At 60.0% G+C, this 16,696-nt stretch carries 8 protein-coding genes; 4 read left to right on the top strand and 4 right to left on the bottom strand.

What is annotated here, in order from left to right; all coding sequences use genetic code 11:
* Nucleotides 1-8: 8 nt before the first annotated feature.
* Complete coding sequence (locus ACWUI2_RS11225; protein WP_486982939.1) at nt 9-836, top strand: PEP-CTERM sorting domain-containing protein; 828 nt, start codon at nt 9-11, stop codon at nt 834-836.
* A gap of 153 nt (nt 837-989) precedes the next feature.
* The gene (locus ACWUI2_RS11220; RefSeq protein ID WP_486982938.1) at nt 990-4,190 is read left to right on the top strand and encodes a CBM96 family carbohydrate-binding protein; all 3,201 of its coding nucleotides are present in this window, start codon (nt 990-992) and stop codon (nt 4,188-4,190) included.
* A gap of 221 nt (nt 4,191-4,411) precedes the next feature.
* Here the strand turns inward: ACWUI2_RS11220 and ACWUI2_RS11215 are convergent, their stop codons facing one another.
* Nucleotides 4,412-7,993 carry a hypothetical protein gene (locus tag ACWUI2_RS11215; protein ID WP_486982937.1) on the bottom strand — a complete coding sequence of 1,194 codons (3,582 nt, stop codon included), beginning with the start codon at nt 7,991-7,993 and terminating at the stop codon, nt 4,412-4,414.
* A gap of 137 nt (nt 7,994-8,130) precedes the next feature.
* Here ACWUI2_RS11215 and ACWUI2_RS11210 point away from each other — a divergent pair, with 137 nt between their 5' ends.
* Nucleotides 8,131-9,147: a LacI family DNA-binding transcriptional regulator gene (locus tag ACWUI2_RS11210; RefSeq protein WP_486982936.1), complete on the top strand. Its 1,017-nt coding sequence runs from the start codon at nt 8,131-8,133 to the stop codon at nt 9,145-9,147.
* On the opposite strand, the gene ACWUI2_RS11205 is transcribed toward ACWUI2_RS11210, so the two are convergent.
* The 3 genes from ACWUI2_RS11205 to ACWUI2_RS11195 all read right to left on the bottom strand — a co-directional run bounded on the left by ACWUI2_RS11205 (nt 9,061) and on the right by ACWUI2_RS11195 (nt 15,414).
* Nucleotides 9,061-12,168, bottom strand: coding sequence for an alpha-mannosidase (locus ACWUI2_RS11205; RefSeq protein ID WP_486982935.1), 3,108 nt, complete (start codon nt 12,166-12,168; stop codon nt 9,061-9,063). The two genes, ACWUI2_RS11210 and ACWUI2_RS11205, sit on opposite strands and share 87 nt — an antisense overlap.
* A gap of 101 nt (nt 12,169-12,269) precedes the next feature.
* Nucleotides 12,270-13,982, bottom strand: a complete 1,713-nt coding sequence (locus ACWUI2_RS11200) for a hypothetical protein (RefSeq protein ID WP_486982934.1) — start codon at nt 13,980-13,982, stop codon at nt 12,270-12,272.
* A gap of 73 nt (nt 13,983-14,055) precedes the next feature.
* Nucleotides 14,056-15,414 carry a glycoside hydrolase family 30 protein gene (locus tag ACWUI2_RS11195; protein WP_486982933.1) on the bottom strand — a complete coding sequence of 453 codons (1,359 nt, stop codon included), beginning with the start codon at nt 15,412-15,414 and terminating at the stop codon, nt 14,056-14,058.
* A 439-nt stretch (nt 15,415-15,853) separates the two neighbouring features.
* Between ACWUI2_RS11195 and ACWUI2_RS11190 the strand changes: the two genes are divergently transcribed.
* Nucleotides 15,854-16,681 (top strand): PEP-CTERM sorting domain-containing protein, encoded by an 828-nt coding sequence (locus ACWUI2_RS11190; protein WP_486982932.1) that lies wholly within the window; start codon nt 15,854-15,856, stop codon nt 16,679-16,681.
* Nucleotides 16,682-16,696 lie beyond the last annotated feature (15 nt).

Here is a 16,696-nt window from a genome sequence, read left to right as displayed (position 1 = left end):
TTTAAATTATGAATTCGATATTCGCCTCTCCCCACCTCACAGTTACCACCCTTCGCCGGTCGTTGGCCGTGCTCTGCATCGCCGGCCTAGCCGCTTCGCCCACCTCCGCCGTCCTGATCAGCGATAACTTCAGCACCGCAGCATCGCTGGACAACTACACCCAAACAGCCGGACGCGAATCGTTTAATCACAACTCTACCGATGGCTGGCTCGTTCCTACCACCAACGGCCAGGTATCCGCCTGGGGTTACACCAACTCGATCGGCACCTTCAATTCACTCGGACGCATTGAGTTGTCAGTCGACTTTCTCACCTCGTCGTTAACGCAAAACATTAATTTCAACGCGGCCGGGTTAGGCGTTACCAACAGCAACTCCAGCGTCTACGCCGGTTCCTACACCGGTTTTGAGATGACCGCCCGGACACTCGATAATGGCAATACCATTTTGCGCTTCCGCAACGACGGCAGCGGAACCGTAGGTCAAGCAGTTTCCGATGAGTTTACCCTCAGCGGGAACGCCTGGCATACCCTCACCTTCTCAATCGAGCTTATCGGGACTGATCTCTGGGTAGCAGGCAGCGTGTTCGAACGGGAAAATCCCAGCAGCTCCCTCGCATCAATCACCCCCACTTTAGCGGGCCGTAGTTTCGATAACGATGCCGCTCTCTTCGCCGGTTTCGCGGGAGGCATCAACGGCGGCCCAACCAACCCGGACCGCGGGGTCGCGGCCATCGACAACTTTCTCGTCGCCGTTCCTGAACCCAGCACCTACGCCTTGATCTTCGGCGGCTTGGCACTCGGTTTCGCCGGCTACTGGCGCCGGCGCAAAGGGTAACGCCCGCCGGGTTCCTCACGAATCCTCTCAACCTGACGGCTGCCGTCATGTCCTGGTTGTCAGGGCCTGACTGCAGTCGTTTTGATTATTGCAACCGCAACCGGCTCGAAACCTTCGCCGTTCCTATCCGGTCCAACAGCACCTTCCTCGTTTATGGCCTACCGCAATCTACGATCCATTCTCTGCCTCTGCTCAACTCTCCTGGCACCGCTCACGACCGTGACCGGATCCACCCTCGACGGACTCCAGGCAAACCATCCGCGCCTGCTTTTCCCCGCCGAACGCGAAGCGGAGCTCAAGGCCCTCGCCGCCACCGATCCTCTTCTCGCCGAACTGATCGAGATCGTGCGCGACGAGGCGATCGCCGGCCTGAACGAACCGGTCATCCGCCGCCGCCTCGACGATCCTTCAGCCAGCGAACAGCGCATGAAGGATGAGCGCCGGTCCGCCATGTACCGCATCTTCAACATGGGAGTAACCCTGCGAATGACGGATGATGTGGATCTCGCCCAGCAGATGGCGGACCGGATCAAGACCGAACTTCTGACCGCGGCCGGATTTTCGAATTGGTATCCGTCCCATTTCCTGAACATCGGCGAAATGAGCGCCCTCATGGCGGTCGGCTACGATTGGATTTACGATTACCTGACTCCGGCCGAACGCCAAACCATCGTCGATGGCATCGTCCGCAACGGACTCAATCCCGGTCTCCACGCCTACGCCAATCCCTCCCAGTATCACAACTGGCCCAACCGGAACAACAATTGGAACCAGGTGTGCAACGCCGGTCTTGTCCTCGCGGCTTTGGCGGTCGCCGATAAAGAACCGGAAATCGCTGCTGAAATCATCGACAAGGCGGTCGTTTCCATCCGCCATTCCATGGCCAATTACGTTCCCGACGGCGCCTGGGACGAGGGGCCGACCTACTGGACCTACGGCACCACCTACGCCGCCCTGATGTTGAGCGGCCTCCGAACCGCCCTCGACGATCTCCGCGGCATCGAAAATTTGCCCGGTTACGAAGCGATGGGGAAATCCGGGGCATTCCACATCCAGACGATCGGCCCGCAAAATCTTTTCTTCAACTTCGGGGATTCCAAGGCGATCGCCTTTTTCTCACCTGTCCTGTTCTCCCTCGCCCAGGAATTCGATCAACCCGCCTACGCCTTCTACCAGCGCCGCGTCGCCGCCAATGACATTCCCCGGATGCGGAGCGGCGAACTCATGCAGGTCGATACGCTCGACCGTTTTCTCGCTCTTCTCGTGACGTGGTACGACGAATCCGGGCAAAACATTTCCTACGACGACCTTCCCCTCGACCAGCATTTCCGGGGAGCTGCCGCCGTCGGCGCGATGCGGGGGGAATGGGAGGACCCCCATGCCACCTACCTCGGATTCAAAGGAGGCGACAATCAGGCCGACCACGGCCACATGGATATCGGAACATTCGTCCTGGACGCCGAGGGTGTTCGTTGGGGCTTGAATCTCGGAGCGGAGAGTTACGAATTGCCCGGTTACTGGGAACGCCATGAGGGCGGACGACGCTGGAATTACTACCGGCTAAACAACCGAGGGCACAATACCCTCACCATTAACAACCGACTCCAGAGAGCCAACGCCAGGGTGACGATGGGCGCGTTCGAGTCGTCTCCCGACCTGGCCTACGCCAATATCGACATGACCGCCGCCTATTCAGGTCAAGCCAGCTCCGTTCGGCGCGGCTACGCGATGCTCGAACGCCGCGCCGTCCTCATCCAGGACCGCATCAGCGGCCTCGCCACCGGCGACGCCGTGCGCTGGGGAATGATCACTCCCGCCAATATCGAACTCCAGGGAACCACCGCCATCCTGACCCAGGATGGGAAAACCCTGGAGGCCCGGATTCTTGAACCCGAAGGAGCCGAGTTCTCCGAACTCTCAACCAATCCCCACGATTATCCGAACGCCCACCCGGATGAAAGAACTAACGAAGGCACCACGATGCTGGCGGTGGAACTGACCGGCGAGGCCGACGCGACGATGGATCTGGTCGTCCTGCTGACCCCCATCCGCGATGGAGCCGACCCGATGGAAAATACGGACTTCAGACCTCTCGATCCGCCTCCTCCCAGTGTTCCGGACGGCGCTGGAGCCCTCCGCCGCTCCCCCGAAGCCAACGCTTTTGTCCGAGCCGGAACCCACCAACATACCAACCAGATGACCGGAACCGCCAAGGAGAATCTCCGGGTGAAAATCGAGACCAGCGGCGTTCCGGGAAATTTCACCCGGGAATCGTTCATTCGCTTCCGACTCGATGAAATCGACGGCTCGGTGACCGGGGCGAACATCCGTCTCCATCCGACCCAGGCCCCCGGGATTTCCAATTTCATCGCCATCGCTGGAAATAATTGGGAAGAAAATACTATCACCTTCGCCAATCGCCCCAATTACGGGTTCGCGTTTGACCAATGGACGCCGGTCGCCGGCGAGCCGTCTGAAATCGATGTCAGTGACGCCGTCCTGAACGCGATCAACAACGGCAACACCACAATCTCTTTCGCCATCACCGCCGCCGCCTACCACGAAAGCAACATTCAATATGCCACCACCCACCACCCCGACGCGAGCCTGCATCCGGAGATCGTCTTTTTCCTGGCGCCTACCGTCGAGGCCTCCGCCCCGCAACCGTTCGCCCATGAATTCGGCGAGGTCCCGGGAAGATTCGAACTCGTTCGCAACATCCCCACCGGCTCCCTGACAGTGCATTATCTCCTGGGCGGCACCGCCACCTTCGGCGAAGACTATCTTCCGGTCGCTCTTTCCGCGACGTTCGAAGAGGGAGAGTCGGTTGTTTCGGTCGTGATCAAGCCGATCGACGACGACATGGTGGAGGGAGACGAAACAGTGATCCTCACCTTGCAACCATCCTCCGAATACGCCGTCGGCCCGGAGGGAACAGCGACTATTATCATCCGCGACCGGCCCATGGATGACTGGCGATTCCGTCACGGCATGACCGATCGGGAAGAAGTCCAATCCGACGCAGATCTTGTCGGTGACGGTGTCACCACGCTCCTCCGCTACGCTCTCGGACTTGGCCCGAACGAACCGGCCCGCCACCGTCTTCCCCGAGTTTCACTCGGTGGAAGCGAAGGCGACTCCCGTTCGTTGATTTTCAACTTCCAGCGTCCATCCCCCCCACCCTCCGATCTCACCTACACCATTCAACAAAGTATCGATCTCAATCAGTGGACCTCCGTTCCCGCTGAGTTCATTACGGTAACTCCCGATGACGATGGCACGGAAGAAATGCACGTCATTATCCCCGAGGCGGAGGTAAAGACTTTCCTCCGGTTGAAAGCAGAGCAGCTTTAACTAGGTCCCGTCCGAAAAGGGTTCGCAGCGACCGGACCGGCCCAGAAACACACCCCACCGCTCTAGCGAGCGGTCCCCCCTCTCAAGAGGGGATCTTTTTGTAAGCCATTCCCCTCTTGAGAGGGGGGACCATGCGCGAGCATGGTGGGGTGTGTCCCCGCTGTTTCAGCCAAGCGAACGGCCGCAACCCTTTTCGGATACCCTCTAACTACCTCCCTTCATTACCAGACCGCCGCCGTGTAGGGATGGATAAAGTTTCCGTGCCAATGGACCGGATACAGGGCTTCGTCGTCTCCGTGATACTGCAAGCCCGGCCCTTTGGTCGTGCTCCCGCCCTGGTTGACTACGAGCGCGCTGTGGAGGAACATCGCTTTCTGCCGTCCCCACCCGGTGGCGAAATGATCCGGGCTCAAGGTTGTTTCAAACATTCCCGAGCGTTCGTCACGGCGAACCATCACCGGTCGTTCGCTATCCGCGGAATCTTCGTCGAACACCGGAATGCGCAGATCCGGTGCCTCGCGGGTGATCCAGTCATCGGTGTAGATCGATTCGCGGAAGAAGAGTTCGGCCCGGGTGATCCCCCAGCCCGCCTCACCGGAAGGGCGCGCCCCGCGGTAGACTGGGGCCCGCGCTTCAACCCCGGGAGCATCTTCAGCAACTACCGTGATTCGGCCGCGGCCGGGATCAGGTGACGGCGCCGTATCCAAATAGTCGATCATCCTCCCCATGAGCCGGGTCGCCACCGGATCAATTCCAAAGCGGTTGCTGACGTCGAGCTGGGAAAAGAGGATCCGTCCACGTCCCTTGGCCACTTCCAGCAACGGACTCTCCTGGAGATCGAATCCACTGACGAGCAATGCCCGGGCAGCGCCTTCCTGGGGACGGAGCAGGGTCCGGGTGGCGACGGAGTTTTCGTTTGAGACTTTCCAAATCCGATTGGGAAAGCGTCTCAGCTCCGGAGTGTTCCGCTCAGGAACATCCGGTTGCAGGTCGCTGGCTCCGGTCCAGAAGTGAAAATCGGTGTCTTCGAACCCGGCGAGGATCGGATGGCCCTTCGCGGCGATGAACGCCCGCCGGGGACGGACGTCCTCCGTCCGGAGACCGAGCAGATTTCCCACGTCCTGCTCAAATACCAGGACCCGAAGACCGCCGTTGATACGGGCGTCGAACCTGAACCGTTCCCATACCTGCTCGGCAACGGAAGGTCCGCCATCCGCCGGGGGATGAAAAGCCCCGCGTAAGACAACCACCAGGTCGTCGGCCTGGGGACCGGGACCACTTGCCCCTACGTCGAGTAGAGTCACATCAAGCCCGGAATCGCCAACCCAACCGTCGCGGTCTTCGCCGATCACCCAAACCCGCCGCCCGGGCTGGGCGATCCTGGGCGCCTCGACGGGAAATACGGTGAACGCGAACGTGTCATCCAGCGATCCTCTGACATCGGCCGTCAGGGAAACCGAGAGCGTCAGGTCCGTCCGCTCCGAAACTTCGGGCATCGTCAACTCGAGGGAAAAGGCATCCAGCGCCCGGGCGCCCGGATCGACTTGCCCGTCGAGTTCTCCCGAGGCTACGACTTCTCCATCCACGTCCCGCGTCAATCTCCACTCGCCGGCAAGTGGAATGGCGCGATGGTAATCGTTAAGCACCGCCACGGTCTTGGTCACGGTCGCGCCGCTTTCAAAAAGGTGGTCTTTATTGAAAACCCGTGTGCCCGGCCCGCCTCCGATGTAGGCCATCAGCGGCGAGACTCCGCGCAGATAGGCTTCACCTCCGGCCAGGGCGGTATCGACTCCCGGCAGGGGGAAGGAGTCCCGGCTGACGTGGCCCCCGGTGACGCTGCGGCCCGGACGGCGGGGATCCACTTCGGTCGGAATGTTCAACCGCTCCCCGACTTCAGTGATTTCAGTGGAGGGGGTGAATCCTTCGCGCAGAACCCAATGAGCGAGCGTATTGATCCCGGCCGAGCGCCATCCCCGCCAGGCATGAGCAACGTTCTCCGCGGTCAGCCGCTGGTACACCGGCGACTCCCGATGCCAATAATAATCGCGCCGATGCCAATGCGGCAGACGACCCTCAGGTTCTTCGAGATACACGGAATCCCCGAAAAGGCGGGCGGCGTTTTCCACGTGAATCGCCGGATAATTCGGCCCCTGCGGCATTTGGTGGGGACTGCGACGAATGAACTGGTGCCCCGGAAACGGCATACCGGCTTCCGAAGGCATCAGGACTTTCTCGCTCTCATTCTCCATGAAATGAACGAAAAACATCTCCCGCTCCTGGAGATCGAGATCGTCGCACAAATAACGGGTCGAGAACTCCACCTCGACGTCCGGCTGATTCTGGGCCGCCACCGGACGATGCGGATCGATGCCGCGAACAAAGTCGGCCGTCAAACTGGCGGCCAGGTAGCGGCGGCGGTTGCTCTCGATCGCTTCCTCGTTACTGTTTCCCGGCCAGAAGCGCCACGGCTCTTCCGTCAACCCCTGACGCGTACTATCCAGGGTGATACGGCTCCATGGAGAGCGTATCGACCAGTTGAGGACGGACGGATGCTCGCGCCAACGCTTGATGACTTTGGTCAAGCGCGCCTTGCTCGCCTCGTACATCTCGCGGTCGCCGCCAGTGAAGTCGGCGTCCCCGCCGGCATCCCCCGCCTCGTCCCGGCCGAGGGCGGGTACCACCTCCATCGGGACATCCAGCCCGCCCAAGGTCGCCTGAGCGATAATTACACCAACCTCATCGGCGGCGGAGAAGGCGGTGTCACTCGACAACCGGGCCGTGCCCATCAAACCGACGTCACGAAACATCCGCATCGTGGCCACCGCCTGCTCGTGCATCTGAATGCGGGGACCCATCGTCCGCGGCCAATTGTCGCCGTTGAAAAACAGCGGCACGCCATTCATCATAAACTTCCGATCTTCGATCCAAACCTCGCGAAAACCGAACCGCCGCGGCAAAACCTCGTCCACCAGACGGCCTCCGGCATCATGCAACTCCACCGTATACCAGTAAAGATTGGGCTCCCAGGGCGACCACAAATTCGGATTCGCCCAATCCCCCCGGACGATCCCGCTCCACCGGCCTTCACCGTCGGCGATCAGCGGCTCTCCGGCAAAAGTCTTTACCCGGTCGGTGGCCCCGGCGTCGGCAAAGATGTGGACCGTCGGGGTGACCCGCTCCCCGGGGCCGGCCTTCCCCTCCAATTCGACCGCCACAGCCATTTCGCGAAAGGAGGGAATGATATAGCTGTCGTGAATTCTTTTTGTGGATACGGGAAAGCTGCGCAGCCAGACATCATCGCCGATGACATCGGCCTCCACGATGATCTCCTGCCTTCCTTCCCGCAGCAAGTCGCGTCCCACCGGGAATTCCACGAACCGCTCGGCGTATTGCCGATACGGAATTTGACCGAGAAGATGCCCGTTCCAGTAAACCTTGCCGCCCGAGTTCAGGTTCCCGACCTCGAGGATCAATTCCCGCTCCATCCATCCGCGGGGGAGTTCGACTTCCCGGCGATGGGTGTATTCCGCCGGCCGGTCGATGTTCCACGGCGATTCCGGAACCCGGCCGCGCGCGACCTCATCCCGCTCCGGATGACGTCCCTCCCACCATCCGTTGAGAATCACGTCGCCGCGCAGGCCGTTGTCGCGCAAGTGTTCCTCGGGCAATACCCATTCTTCGGCGCTGATGACACCTCCGGCCCTCAGATCGGCGAATCCACCCGCGAGGAGGCAAAGGAGGAAAATGGGACCGCGGGCCGAGGCCGCCGAGAGTTTAAATGAATTTCGAATCGATTTGAGCATCAGAAGAAAGGCCGTCCAGGCGAAGAGGTCCGAGGTTGTTTGATATTAACGTTAGGATCCGGGATCATTCGATCCGTGCAACCTGAAAATCGGTTGGGCGTTGACCTTATTCAAGTTAACATTAACCCTGACTCTCGATGAGTTCCCATAAAACGACGCTGAAGGAGATCGCGCAAACGCTCGGGGTATCCGTCATGTCGGTTTCCCGGGCCTTGCGCGACGCTCCCGGGGTCAGCGAGTCGCTCCGCGACAAGGTGAGGAAGACGGCGGCGCGGCTGGATTACCACCCGGACCCCGTGCTCGGAGCGCTGGTGGCTTACCGGAGAAATAAAGCGCCCACCCGTCGGTTCGACCAACTGGCTTTTCTCACCCACATGGAGACCGAATGGGGCTGGAAAGAGGCGCCGTATATTCTCTCTTTCTTTGAAGGAGCCCGGGAGGCGGCAGCCAGGATCGGGTATAGCCTGGAACCATTCTGGCTGAAAAAGGATGGAATGACCCCGGGCCGGGCCGGCTCCGTGTTGTATCACCGCGGGATTCGAGGAGTCCTGGTCGCCCCGATGCCCTCCGCCATCCGAAGGGCGCGTCTCGGGATCGGCTGGGAGCGATTCGCCGCCGTCGGACTTGGAAACTCGCTCGAATACCCTGGGCTGGACAGGGTCATCACCGATTTCCATCAGAATACCCAGGTCGCGTGCCATTATCTGCGGCGAATGGGATACCGGAACATCGGACTCGGCTTGAGCTTCATCGCCGACGCCCGCCATCAACACGAGATCACCAACGCTTTCCTTGGAGAACAGTTGCGCTACCCGTTCAGCGGCAACGTCCCGCCGATCACTTGGCGTCGGACGGATATGGAAGCACTCAAACAGTGGTTCGAGGCCCATCAGCCGGACGTCCTTCTGACCAACCGCCCCGGCGAGATGGATCAGCTGCGGCAAAGCCTCCCCCTGGAAATCCGGAATAATCTGAAGATCTATTACCTGAGCCTTTACGAATCCGACCCACCGGCGCTGGCGGGTATCGTCGAACCCCTCCGTGAACTCGGCGCCCGTGCCGCCGAACTACTCCACACGTCCCTCCTCAACGGTCGCATGGGCGTCCCGAACGCCCCCATGAAAGTCCGGGTCGCCGGTCGCTGGCGGGAGTGAGGCCGGCCGGAAAATAGTGGTCCGAATCTGGTACGGCGTAAACGCCAACAACAGATCCGTCTCCATCTTCTCCTTACACTCGCCATTGAACTCCGCGCCCCCCGAGCACCACCCTTCGGCGCAACTCAAGTGGATCGACCCGGAGGCCCCCGCCACTTCGTGCCAACGGACCAGCCAGGCGCCGTTCACCAATGGCTTGACCCACGCCGGGACGACGTTGCCGGAGTTCGCCACGACCTCGAAGGGAGCCGGCAACGGAGATCCGGCATACGGCACCGGAGACGTAAAACAGACATCGGCCAAACTCGCCGGCTGACGCTCGAGCGGAAGATCGGCCGCATAAAATCCGAGGACAAAGCGCATCCGGTGACTCCCCTGGTCCGTATGAACCGGAGCATCCTCCAAGCGGGTCAGGTGCGCAGGCCAAACCACCCCATGCCCCTCCCGTCCGGTCACTTTGGGGCTCCGCACCAAGCTCACACCCACCGCTCCATCGCGCACGCACGCCCCGTAATTCGACTCGCTCAAAACACAAAGTCCTCTCCGCTCGCCTTCCTCGAAAACCGCCAGGTAGCGGCTGAAGGGAACCTCCCAGGCGGCCTCGGCCACAAGCCCCTCTTCCAGCTGAGGACGGAGCACACTCCCAAACGGCGCCCCGAAGCGGGCGCTCCGGGCGTTGTAACCGGTCGGCAAATACAACTTCACCAAACATTCGGTTTCCCGCCAATCGAGATCGACCTCCACATGCAATTCGGGGCTGCCAGGTTCCAGCAAAAAGCGGACGCGTCCATGGCTGCCCAATCCGATCTTTCGGCTCACCTCAAACCCCGCCCGGGCTCCATCCCGAACTTCCGTCACCGTCACCGGCTCCAGGCAGGTGGTGCCAAGCGCAAGCACATGTCGGTCAATGTCCCAGGCATCGAAAGCGGCGGCATGATCGGGATAGGTCATCAAAGCCCCGAAATGTTCCCCAATCCGCGCCATCCCCTCGGGCCAGCGCAACTCCGAAATGTGCCCCGCCTCATCCAGCGAAAACGTAACCAGTCCGTTACTTACGGTTCGGTTCGCAACCGACACCGCCTGCACTTCCAAGCCAGTCGCCTCGCCGATCGCCACCCCGCTCAACGGCGGCAACCCAATAGACCGGCCGTCGGCCAAAAGATGGCGGACGGATCGGGCATGCGGGTTGAACAAGCACTCGGATTCTCCGGATTCGGCTTCCAGGGCCGCAACCGCGGATCCCACCACCGACTCGGCCAACCCCCGGGCCTCGGGCACGCCTTCCTCATACACATCCCAGACCGAACTTCCCGGAATGTAATCGTGAAACTGCGAAAAAATGAGCCGCTTCCAGGCATGTTCCAGATCGACCGTCCGCCCCAGCCGGGCAGCGACCGCCTCGCCGCATTGCAACGCCCGTTCCAACGCCCGAAAACTTTCCTTCACCGCCCGATGGGTCGTGAAGGTGCCGCGGTGGTATTCAAGATAACACTCGCCCTGATGCACCGGCAACTCCTCACGCCTGGATTCCAGCCGCCGGAAAAACGCTTCCGGATGATCCCACCCGATCTCCGGCATCGTCGGCAAGGCGCTCAATCGCCGGGCCCGTTCGCACATTTCGGCAGTCGGTCCTCCACCGCCATCCCCGTGTCCGGTCGGCATCAAAAACTCTTCGTGGAGATCGGCCTGCTGATTTCCGTACATCCCTTTCTTGATCTCGCCTACGTTCATCGTGCAGACGTATCCAATATCCTGACTCACGTGCGCCAGCACTTCCGAACCGTCGTGACCGCGCCAAACAAAGCTGCTATGAGGGAAACGGTTGATGGCGTTCCAGGTCATTTTCGTCGTGAAGAAATAATCGACCCCGGTCAGCCGCATGATCTGCGGCAAACATGCGGAGTAGCCAAACACATCCGGCAACCAGACCAATGGCGACGGTTCCCCTCGGAGTTCCACAAATCCCGCCTGCCCGATCTCCAGGCTCCGGGCGAGGGCTTCGCCGCAGGCGATCATCGTATCCGATTCGACATACATCGCGCCCGTCGCCTCCCATTGGCCGGATTGGATCCGCTCCTTCACCCGCTCAAACAGCCGCGGATCGCGACGGGCGACCGCCTCGTAGCTGGCGGGCTGGCTGTAGGCGAATCGAAATTCCGGATACTCTTCCATCAAACGGTTGGCGGTGGCAAAGGTGTGCACCGCCTTGAGTTCCCCCATCCGTTCCGGCCAAAGCCAGACCAGATCGATATGGGCATGCCCTGTCGCCACGCAACGGGCAAAGGTTTTGTCCATCCGGAGCTCCGCGTAAGCCTCGGTCAAAACCGCCCGCATGGCCGGAATCCCCTCGGCGTCGAGCGCGTCCAACGCCCGGTCCAACAGCCGGAGCAGTCGACGGTAGTAGGGAGGCATGCTGTCCAAGCGATCCTGCAATCCGAACATCGCCGGTTTCGCCGCCAATGTAGGGTTTTCCCTCCGCCGCAAATCGAGCATCAACTCCACCAAACAGTGCAAATCGTGATACCCCGCCCAGGCGCCCTCATCCCGCCGAACCAGCCGGGCGCCTTCATGATAGGCGCCGCGCCGCAGCATCGGTTTCTGGTTGGGATGCCAGATCGCGCTCTGAATACAATTACTCTCGATCCAAAGCTCGGATGCCCCAGCTGGCAGGCGACAGAATTTGTGCGCCACGTCGAAGCCAAAATACGCCTCCCCGCCGATGTAGAGCGTCGCCTCGCTTTGCTCCTCGAAATGCAACCATAACGGCTCGCCGCCCGCTTCGCCTTCCGGCACCGTAAGCCGATACCACCGCTGATCGAATAACCGGCCCCAGAACGTGCCGCGCTCCACCGGACTCAATGGCTCGCGAATCGCTTCCGCATAAGGGCGATGCTCCGGTCCCGCCGGAGTCGCCTCGCAGGAGAGCTCGCAAACCGGCCGCCAAATCTGAGCCTCCAGGCGTTGGACGGCGGAGATCGCGCGGTTATGGACCAGGGTGAGAAGATTGGATTTTGGCAGCATGGTTCACGTGGTGAATAAATCGATACATTGAAACAGAGCCAGAGAAACCTCCAGAGAAAAGCGAGGAGCCCAACCTCGGCGGGATGGCATCCTGACAAGTGTTACGGATTGGCCGGTGGTGTCAGGCCCCGGATGTAAACCGGTTCCTCGCCGGCTTCGATGGTGATGTGTCCATTGGCGTCGGCCTTCACCACCTGGCGCTCCCGCAAATACATGTCGTAAACCACGACCTCGTCGGACTGGGTGCGGAAGGTCATGGGGACCGGTTCCTGCCAGGCAACCCACCGGTCGGACCGGCCGTGTCTCACATCACTTTGAAAAGCCCACAGGACGACGACATTTTCTTCGTCCCACTTGCCGATCCGGTAGGCGCGGGCCGCGGTCTTCTCGTCTCCGCCAACCCGCTCGATGCTGAACGGCATCACGTAGCGAAAATCAACCCCCAACAAAACGTCGCCAAAGACCATTTGCGAAACCCACGGCAAGGTGAGCGTGCCATCGCGCCGATACCAGTTCGGATGAAAACTGAAATGCTTGACCACGTTTTCCGACATCGCCGCCACCCGGCTGGTCACCGCCTGCGCGGCCATCCGCCGCTCCGAAATACGCCGCCAGCCGCCAACCCGCCACGGTTCCTCCGGGTTCCAGCGTTCGTCGGCCTCGTGACTCTCGTTGATCTCCTGTTGGGAACGCAGGCGCCCTTCTTCACGCAACCCTCCCCCGGAACCGGTCTCCGTGTTCCAAATCGGCAGCAGCTTCCCTTCACGAATCATCGGGTTGCGCAACAACGCGACGTGCATCGGCATGTTGTTGATCGGCGTTTCCCGCTGGATACTCCCCATCTCTTCATAAAAATGACCCGCGAGGATCTCACTGTAATTGAGGATGCCGAGATCGATCAACCGCTCCACGTAATCGAGATGGTGGCCCGGGGAAATGGTCAGCCCGGCGACCCGCATCCGGCCGTCGGTCCGGCGGGTCTCCTCGTAAAAAATGCGGTGCACCTTGACCAGGTTTTCCGGGGTGTCAGCCCAACGGTATTCCGCGTTCGGCTCGTTCCACGCTTCCAGCACCGCGAGAACGCCGGAACCGTCGTCAAAACGATCGACGATCGCCCGCACGTAGTTGCGCATGTCATCCCAGTCGTCCGGTGCCCATTGGCTGCCATGAATCGCCCGGTTCAAATTCGGTTTGTCGGTCGTCCAGGGAGGATTGCCGTCGCTGACGAGCACCATCCGTCCCCCGTAATCCTTGATCTCCTCGAACCGGCGGTCGATCGCGCCCCAGTTCCAGACATCGGGCTCCGGTTGGACCCGCGACCAATGATAAAATTGCCGATACCATTTAAATCCCGGCAAGATCGGGGCGTCCCCGATGGCATGCGTCCCCAACGGAAAGTGATCCGGCAACTCGGCGGCGCGCCGCGCAGGCGCGTAAGCGACATTCAGCCGCGCCTCGGCCGAGTCTCCAGCGCGAAACGTGAACGTGTGGATCCCATACGGAATCTCCGGTTCGAAGGATATTTCGCCCTGCCCGCCCTCCACCAGCACTCCATCCAACACGGACTCGTTTTCTTTTTCCGTGATCCAATCGAAATGAGCCACCCGGATGCGGCCGTCCCACTCCTCTCCGGTTCCCGCATCGATCCGGAGAACAATCCGGGGTGGCGATTCAGCTGTGAACGCATTATCCTGCACTTCAGATGCTGCCTCGATTTTCAGTCCTTCCGCGGAAGCGTCGGCCGGGATCCCGGCCAGGACCAACGAAGCGAGGGAGAGTGAAGAAAGAGCCTGAAACAATGTTATTTTGTCCATTCCAGCGATTGATGTGAACGTTGGGACTTTCCTCAAGTCTTTTTATCTTACCGGCGACGCGACTGGCTCCGGTCTACCCCGTGACGAGTGAGACGGTGGCGAATGCTCGCGGAGCCAGTTCCACCGTCCGGTCGACGGCTCCCGCCTGGATCCGGACCGTGCGGGCGGCGTGATGCGGATTCGCCAGCATCAGCCTGATCGATCCGTCCGGATTTCTGAATCCGACCGAAAACGCGGAATGGCTTCCCGCCAAGCGCAAAACCTCCGCGCCTTTTTTCACCCCATGGGCCAGATGCTTCATCAGGTAAAATTCCGGGTTGCGAGTGACCTTCCCATCGGCATCGACCGTGATCATGCTGTTCTGCGTCCACCCCCAGGTGCTTTCCCCGCCGGGTGCCAAAATCATATTCCAATACACATAGGCACTCGCCCCATTGTGGAAATAATTCCAAATGATATCGAACAGGTAAAAGAGATAATTCCACGGATTCGATCCGTCTCCGCATTCGTTTTCGGTTTGAATCAATCTCACGTCCGGCCAGGCCGACCGGGTGCGCTGCACCACCCCTTTCGCGGCCCATTGGTATCCGAGTCCCGAGATGTAACGCCGGGCCCCCGGATCGCTCAGGAGGGTGTCCGCCCAGGCCGCATACGATTCTTCGCCATACGTGGAGAACGCCCACCCGTGATACTGTCCCTTTTCCATGGTACCCGCCCAAATCTCACAATCGACTTTTTCCCGCTCGAACAACGGGCCGAGATGATCGCGGATAAAATCGCGCATCTGGGCACCGGTCCAGAGGCACGAGGGAAATTTATGGTCCGAACGCGGCTCGTTTTGCACGTGCAATTGCCGGACCGAAAACCCTTCGGCTTCCGCCGCCCGGACAAACTTCAAGAGGTAACGGGCATAACAGGCATGGACCTCCGGATCATCGCGAAGCTGGCTTCCGTTGTAACGGCGCCGGACTTTCATCCAATCCGGCGGGCTCCAGGGCGAAGCGAAGAGCTCCAAATTTGGATTCACCTCCTGGGCCGCCCGGATATACGGAAAAAGGCACCCCCGGTCCCGGTCCAATGAAAACGATCGCAACGCAAAATCATCCGGCTCATCGGCCAGCGAATACCAGCTCAACGCGTAGTCGCTGGCACCGATCGGCATGCGGCAAAAAGAAAACCCACACCCGTCCTCTCCGAACAAATCCCCCAAAACCTCCGTCCGCGTGTCGTCCGGCAACCGCTGGAGTTCCACCGCCCCCAGTTCGTTGAAACACCCCCCGAAACCAAGCAGCGGGTGCGGATGCGTCCCCTCGATCCGCAATTCGGCCGTCGCGGGCACAGTCCCCTCCTCCCGGCTGCCCGGTGTTTTTTGAACCCAGGGCTCCTGGGCAGTGCTTTCAATCAGCGCAAAGTGGCAATTGTCCATATTCATAAATTCAATCATCCGATCTGGATCGATTCGGACAAAGCATCCTTACAATCCGCCAACTGTCTTCAACATCCTTTCCTTGCGGTAACTATAACCATCCAGGTGGCCGGATGGCTCCGTCCAGACATTCAAAACGGTCGACCCGAGCCACTGAATTTCTCCACGCCTCGCTGCTCAATGGCCGCGCAGGCGTTCCAGAGCCCCATGAAAGTCCGGGCGCCAGACGCTGGGAGGGTAGCTTAAATCCTTCACTTGGCCACAAACGTTATAGTTAACCCATCGAAACCGTTGCCCTATCAGGTATCGTTCCATCAACATCTGGGTTCATAAGGCTCCGTTTGCCAAATATCAGACCGGCAAAAGCCATTTCTCGATTGAAGAAAAACTAGCTCTAATTTGCAGCTTCATCTAACCGAAACCCGAAACCCAGAACACTGAAACTATGCACTTCAAAAACACGACTCCATCCCTCATCCTAAGCAGTGGCCTCAGCCTGTTCGCTGCTTCCCTGCTCTCCGCCCAAGTTTCGTTCTACAATGATTTTACCTCCGACGGCTTTCCCAATCAGTCGAACATGACTTTAAACACGGCGGAAGGGACATTGACATCGTCCTTCACCACCGAATCCGATGCAGTTCAGGTGGCCTACGGCACGGAACAGTTCTCCAACGCGGCCAACAGTTCTTTTACTTTATTCACGACGTTTCAAGTTTCCGAAATTGCTCCCCATGGAAACCTCAGGGGCGATCAAACTATTGCATTCGGGGTTTTCGCAACAGACCCGGGCCTTTCCGGAGGAGCGGCCAACCCATACCTTCTCGCCGATTGGACGTTCGCTTCCAATACTCCCGCGAACACTGGGCGTCTGCGGCTATTACACCTGGATGGTTCCAATCCGCAGCAAGGCTCGTTGGGTTCAGCCAATGATAATGCTCATGCGAATTTCGCCGCGACCCTGAATACGACCTACACCCTGCGATTCGACGCGGTCAGCCTTGGAGGTAACATGTATGACATCACCCTCAGTCTTTTCGATGCCAATGGACAAATCGGCACCGCCGCTTCGGCATCTAATTACATCGCCCCAACCGAGCCCGGCGGTGGATACTACATGGGCATCAGAACACGGATGCCACAAAACAACGAAACCACGACTGTAAACTTCCATGACTTCGCCGCCATTCCCGAGCCGGGCACCTATGCCCTCATCTTCGGAGGCCTGGTCCTTGCCGGTGCCCTCTTCCGCAGGAATCGGCAGAATCGCCCATGATTTATTCAGGCATTT

It is taken from the genome of Verruconatronum alginivorum (genome assembly GCF_056590205.1).
Note: the sequence above shows the minus strand (reverse complement) of the source record. Positions and strands in the feature narration are given on the sequence as shown.

What these genes read in the sequence shown, in the direction of transcription:
- ACWUI2_RS11225 (WP_486982939.1), top strand. Translation starts at nt 9, where the DNA reads ATGAATTCGATATTCGCCTCTCCCCACCTCACAGTTACCACCCTTCGC.
- ACWUI2_RS11220 (WP_486982938.1), top strand. Translation starts at nt 990, where the DNA reads ATGGCCTACCGCAATCTACGATCCATTCTCTGCCTCTGCTCAACTCTC.
- ACWUI2_RS11215 (WP_486982937.1), bottom strand. Translation starts at nt 7,993, where the DNA reads ATGCTCAAATCGATTCGAAATTCATTTAAACTCTCGGCGGCCTCGGCC.
- ACWUI2_RS11210 (WP_486982936.1), top strand. Translation starts at nt 8,131, where the DNA reads ATGAGTTCCCATAAAACGACGCTGAAGGAGATCGCGCAAACGCTCGGG.
- ACWUI2_RS11205 (WP_486982935.1), bottom strand. Translation starts at nt 12,168, where the DNA reads ATGCTGCCAAAATCCAATCTTCTCACCCTGGTCCATAACCGCGCGATC.
- ACWUI2_RS11200 (WP_486982934.1), bottom strand. Translation starts at nt 13,982, where the DNA reads ATGGACAAAATAACATTGTTTCAGGCTCTTTCTTCACTCTCCCTCGCT.
- ACWUI2_RS11195 (WP_486982933.1), bottom strand. Translation starts at nt 15,414, where the DNA reads ATGAATATGGACAATTGCCACTTTGCGCTGATTGAAAGCACTGCCCAG.
- ACWUI2_RS11190 (WP_486982932.1), top strand. Translation starts at nt 15,854, where the DNA reads ATGCACTTCAAAAACACGACTCCATCCCTCATCCTAAGCAGTGGCCTC.